Source organism: Bradyrhizobium sp. (assembly GCF_016462955.1).
Taxonomy (GTDB): Bacteria; Pseudomonadota; Alphaproteobacteria; order Rhizobiales; family Xanthobacteraceae; genus Bradyrhizobium.
This window is the reverse complement of the sequence record NZ_JAEMSD010000492.1, coordinates 1-5,020: the sequence shown is the minus strand read 5'-3', so window position 1 is coordinate 5,020 and position 5,020 is coordinate 1. Positions and strand designations below refer to the sequence as shown.

2 protein-coding genes are annotated in these 5,020 nt (G+C 65.8%); both read right to left on the bottom strand.

Annotated elements, in window-relative coordinates; genetic code table 11:
- Positions 1-59 precede the first annotated feature (59 nt).
- Entirely contained in the window at positions 60-2,069 is a 2,010-nt protein-coding gene (locus tag JHD07_RS32570; RefSeq protein WP_291629600.1) for a HAMP domain-containing methyl-accepting chemotaxis protein, read from the bottom strand.
- A gap of 259 nt (positions 2,070-2,328) precedes the next feature.
- Positions 2,329-4,875, bottom strand: coding sequence for an HWE histidine kinase domain-containing protein (locus JHD07_RS32565; protein ID WP_291629598.1), 2,547 nt, complete (start codon positions 4,873-4,875; stop codon positions 2,329-2,331).
- Positions 4,876-5,020: the final 145 nt, after the last annotated feature.

Here is a 5,020-nt window from a genome sequence, read left to right as displayed (position 1 = left end):
GATCACGTCACTTTCGACGTCGAGGCCACGCGCATGCGCGTGGCCTCTTGGCTTCGACGTCAGGCGGCGTGGACCGAGCCCAGGAACTTGGCCACTTCCTGTTTCAGCCGGTTGCTGTCGGCCGAGAGCGAACGGGCCGCCGACAGCACCTGCGAGGAGGCCGAGCCGGTCTCGGAGGCGCCGCGCTGGACGTCACCGATGTTGGAGGAGACGAGCTGCGTGCCCTGGGCCGCCTGCTGGACGTTGCGGGAGATCTCCTGCGTCGCGGCGCCCTGCTGCTCCACGGCGGCAGCGACCGTCGACGCAATCTCCGACAGCCGCTCGATGGTGCCGCTGATCTCCCGGATCGAGCCGACGGATTCTTCCGTGGCGGCCTGGATGCCGGAGATCTGCTGGGCAATCTCGCCGGTGGCCCTGGCGGTCTGCTCGGCGAGCGCCTTGACCTCGGTAGCGACCACCGCAAAGCCGCGGCCGGCATCGCCCGCACGGGCTGCCTCGATCGTGGCGTTCAGCGCCAAGAGGTTGGTCTGGCCGGCGATGGTGCTGATCAGCTCGACGACGTCGCCGATCCGCGCGGCTGCCTTGGAGAGCGCGCCGACGCGCTCGTTGGTCCGGCTTGCCTGACCGACGGCCTCGGTGGCGATGCGGGCGGATTCCTGCACCTGGCGCGCGATCTCGGACACCGAGGACGAGAGCTCCTCGGTCGCCGAGGCGACCGCCTGCACATTGGCCGAAGCCTCCTGCGAGGCGCTGGCGACCTCCGTCGAGAGGTCCTGAGCGCGCGCGGCGGTGGTGGTCAAGGTGCCCGCGGAGGCTTCCAGCTCGTTCGACGCCGATGACACCGTGTTGACGATCTCACCCACGGCCTGCTCGAACTGATCGGCCAGCCGGGCCATGTCCTTCTTGCGGTTCTCGGCCTGACGCGCCTCGAGCTCGGCTTGCTCGGTGCGCATGCGCTCGGTCTCGATCATGTTGTCCTTGAACACCTGGATTGCCTTGGCCATGTCCCCGATCTCGTCGGCCCTGCCGCGGCCGGGAATCTCGACCTCGAGATTGCCGCCGGCAAGCCACCCCATTGCCTGCGTCATCGAGGCCAGCGGGCCGACGATGCTGCGAGCGATCAGGAAGGCGACGAGGCCGCCGAACAGGATGGCGAGGCCACCGGCGATCGCCTGAACGGTCGTCGTGCCGGAGATCACGGCCTCGGCGGTGGTGCGCGATGCCTGATAGTCCGTCTTCAGCGTCGCTTCCGCGACCTTGAGCCTGCCGATGCTGTCGGCGATGAGGGGCGCGAGGTCCTTGTGGTAGATCTCGTCTGCCTTGAGCATCGCTGCAGAGGTGGTCTCGAACGCCGTCTTGTAGGTCTCAAGCGAGGTCTTCACCGGCGCCAGCGTGGCGCGCAACACGGCCGCCTGCGGGCTCTTTTCGAGTGCCCCGAGCCGTTGCAATGCCCTGTCGATGCTCGCCCTGAAGGTCGCAGGGCCCTGGGCATCGCGAAGGGCCAGAAAACGCCAGTTTACGATCCTTACGAGCAGGATTCGCGACTCGAGATCCGCGACGAGGGAGGCGGTATCTTCATCGACGGCGGCGCGCGCCACGTCGACGAGCTTGTTCGTTTTGGTGGCCAGATCCTCGCCACTCGGCAGCAGCGTCGCCTTGCCCGTTCTCGTCTCGTTGACGGCGTCGCCGAGATTGTCACGCAGGCGTCGCATTTTGGCAATGTCGTCGATCAGGCCGTTATAGAGCGCGCGCCGCTGCTCCGAGATCGTCCCCTTGGCGCCGACCCGCAGCAGTTCGGTCGCCGCGGTCTCCCGCTCGGAGGCCTCCTTCATCGCGGACTCGTTGGCGTCGTAGACGTAACGCAGGTTGGCCCGCTGGATCGCCTGGAGATGCGCCGATATTTCCAGCACCCGCGCCGTGCTGTCCGAGAGGGCGGATTGTCTTGCGACCTGATCCTGCACGTCCCGCAAATTCCAGATGGCAACGACTGCCATCACGAGACCGACCGCCACCAGGGCCATGAAGCCTGCGTACAGGCGTCCCCTGATCCGCAAACGAAATTTCGGCATTCCCACTGTCCACCCAGATGCATTCCACTTCGGGCGGCCGAACGATTCCGGCGATCGTGACCGGCCACCCCGGCAGCCGCGCGTCGCATTCTCGCGACCCACGCTGCGCCGCGACACAATGGAGGACACTCGTTAATTGAACCTTCAAATTTTTCGCGCGATTGAGATCGGGCGGCACGAAACCTGCTGTTTTTCTCGGCAGCTATGCAGAGTTTGCACGCCAATGCGCAGCGTCATGCAGAGCGCTCCATGCCAACGCTCACGCGGCGCCGGCCCGCTGCAGTTTGCCGAGGGCGTGCTCGACTACTTCGAGCGTGTACGGCTTCTGGACGACCGGCACCGAGGCCAGCTCCGCCGGCAGAGGCGCGCGTTCGCCGTAGCCGGTTGCAAAGATGAAGGGCACGCCGATTTCCTTCAGCTTCTGCGCCACCTTGATGCTGCTCTCGCTGCCGAGGTTGAGGTCGAGCAGAGCAAAGCTCGGCCGCGTGCGCTCGATCGAGCGCAGCGCCTGGTCGACGCTCGCGGCGGTGTCGACGTGGCGGGCGCCAAGATCGAGCAGGATGACCTCGGCCGCCATGGCGATGATCAGATTGTCCTCCACGATCAGCGCAGTCTCCGAAATCCGCGGACGGTTGGCCTGCTGCTCCTCGATCCGCATGGCGGCTCCTGCAATTGATGGCACAAGTTCAACGAAATTGGCGGGAATGACGAACTTCGCCTGGACTCCCAGAAGATCGAAACGGATTTCGGCATCGCCCTTGAGATCGAACGGCACCGAGCGCTCGATGATCGTGGTGCCGAAGCCGCGCCGCGTGGGCGGCTGCACCGGCGGGCCGCCGCTTTCCTTCCATTCGATCACGAGGCTCGACGCGGGATCGAGGCGCCAAACCACCTCGACATTCCCGGTGGAATCGGCGAGCGCGCCGTACTTGGCGGAGTTCGTCATCATCTCGTGCACGACGAGGGCGAGGGTGGCAAACGCCTTGGGATCAAGCGCGACGTCCGGTCCACCCAGTTTCACCCGGCCCGCGCGAGCCCCGAGATAGGCGCCGGCCTCGGATTCGACGAGGGTTCGCAGCGCCACCGGCGCCCAGTTCAGGTTGGTGATCTGATCGTGGGCACGGGCCAGCGCCTGGATGCGGCCGCCGAGCACGCTGGCAAACTCCTCCACGCTCGTCGCGGTGTCCTTGCTCTGCGCCACCAGCGCACGCACCAGGCTCAGGATGTTGCGGACGCGATGATTGAGCTCGGCGATCATCAACTCCTGCCGCTCCTGCGCCCCACGGCGCTCGCGCGCGGCGAGGTCGGACAATTGCAGGATCACCTCCAGCAGCGTGACGCGCAGGCTCTCGGCGATGCGGATATCGGCCGCCGACCACGGCTTCGACTGGCCGGCCACCGTTTCCTGCCAGAGCTCGAAGCTCTTGCGCGGCGTCAGCCGCGGCCCGTTCGGGCCCTCGTCGTAGACCTTGTTGGGGGCGCCTGCCCAGTTCACCGAGCGCGTGACCTCGCGGCGGAAGAAGATCAGGCAGTCGCGCGGGCTCCGCGAGATCGGAATGGCGAGAAAGCCCGCCGCGCGGTCGCGGAACGCCTGGCCGGCGGCATAGACCTTGGCAATCTCGGCGCTGGCGAAGATTCGTCCCGGCGACGTCCTGTTGATGAAGGCAACGAGGTCCTTCACCTCGTCTTCTGTGGGCGTCTCGCCCTCGAGCGCGATCTTGTTGTCGGACCAGACCGCGACGCCGTCGCACGCGATCATCTTGCGATAGTCGCCGAGAAAGTCGACGATCGCACGCCGGCTGTGCTCGTGTGAGGCCGCGATTTCGATCAAGCGCTCCTGGACCTGGTGAGCTCGCGCCTCATAGGCCACATCGCCCTCGCGCTCGCGTCCCTCGACGATCCAGGAGAACATCTGTCCGAACAGCTCGGCCGCGGTGCGCTTCTCGAACGAGATATAGCGCGGCGAGTAATGATGGCAGGCGAACAAGCCCCACAGCTTGCCTTCGCGCAGGATCGACACCGACATCGACGCGGCGACGCCCATGTTGCGCAGATATTCGATGTGGATCGGCGAGACCGATCGCAACACGCTCATCGAAAGATCGAGCAGACCGGCGTTGTGCGTGGGCGTGGAGACCAGCGCAGCGGGCCTGGCGTTGATGTCGGCAATGATGCGCAGCCAGTTGCGCTGATAGAGGATGCGGGCCTGCCGGGGAATGTCGGACGCCGGATAATGGAGGCCGAGGAAGGATTCGAGTCCTGCTTGCGCGGTCTCTGCGATGACTTCCCCGGACCCGTCCGGATGAAACTGGTAGACCATGACGCGATCGAATCCGGTCAGCACCTTGAGCTGGCGCGCGGCTTCCCGTGCCAGTTCGTCCATGCCGCGCGTCTTGCGGATCCGCTCCAGCATCAGGCGGACCAGCTCACCGGAATTGACACCGGGCTCCTCGACGCTGGGCTCCGCCTCGATGACGAGATAGACCCCGGAGAAATGGATCGAGAGATCGTATGGCGGCTTGCCGGTCTGTATCTCGATGCCGAACAGGCGCTCGGTCGCATCCGGCCCGCTCAAATGGTCGACGTGGCGGCGGATGGTCTCGACGGCAGCTTCGGAGAAAACCCGCGACAGCGGCTGCTGGAGCAGATCGGCCACTTCGGTCGCGAGGAAGCTGCCGGCATTCTCGGACGCCATGCAGATCGTTAAATCGGAGAGCACCGTGAGCAGAAAGCCGTAAGGCTGCACGCTGCCGGGAACGTGGATCGGCTCGCGATCGCAATTGGTGAGATTAACCGCCTCGTTCATACGCGGTCCGCCGCCAGTTCGAAGGCGGCGAAAGCGGCCTGCGCCGCCTCGATCGCCTCATCCTCGTCGCAGGACCGTTCGCTTTCAAGCCTCGACACGAAGCTGTGCCAGAGCCGCTTGCCTGCCCCGTGGCGGAGATAGCTGG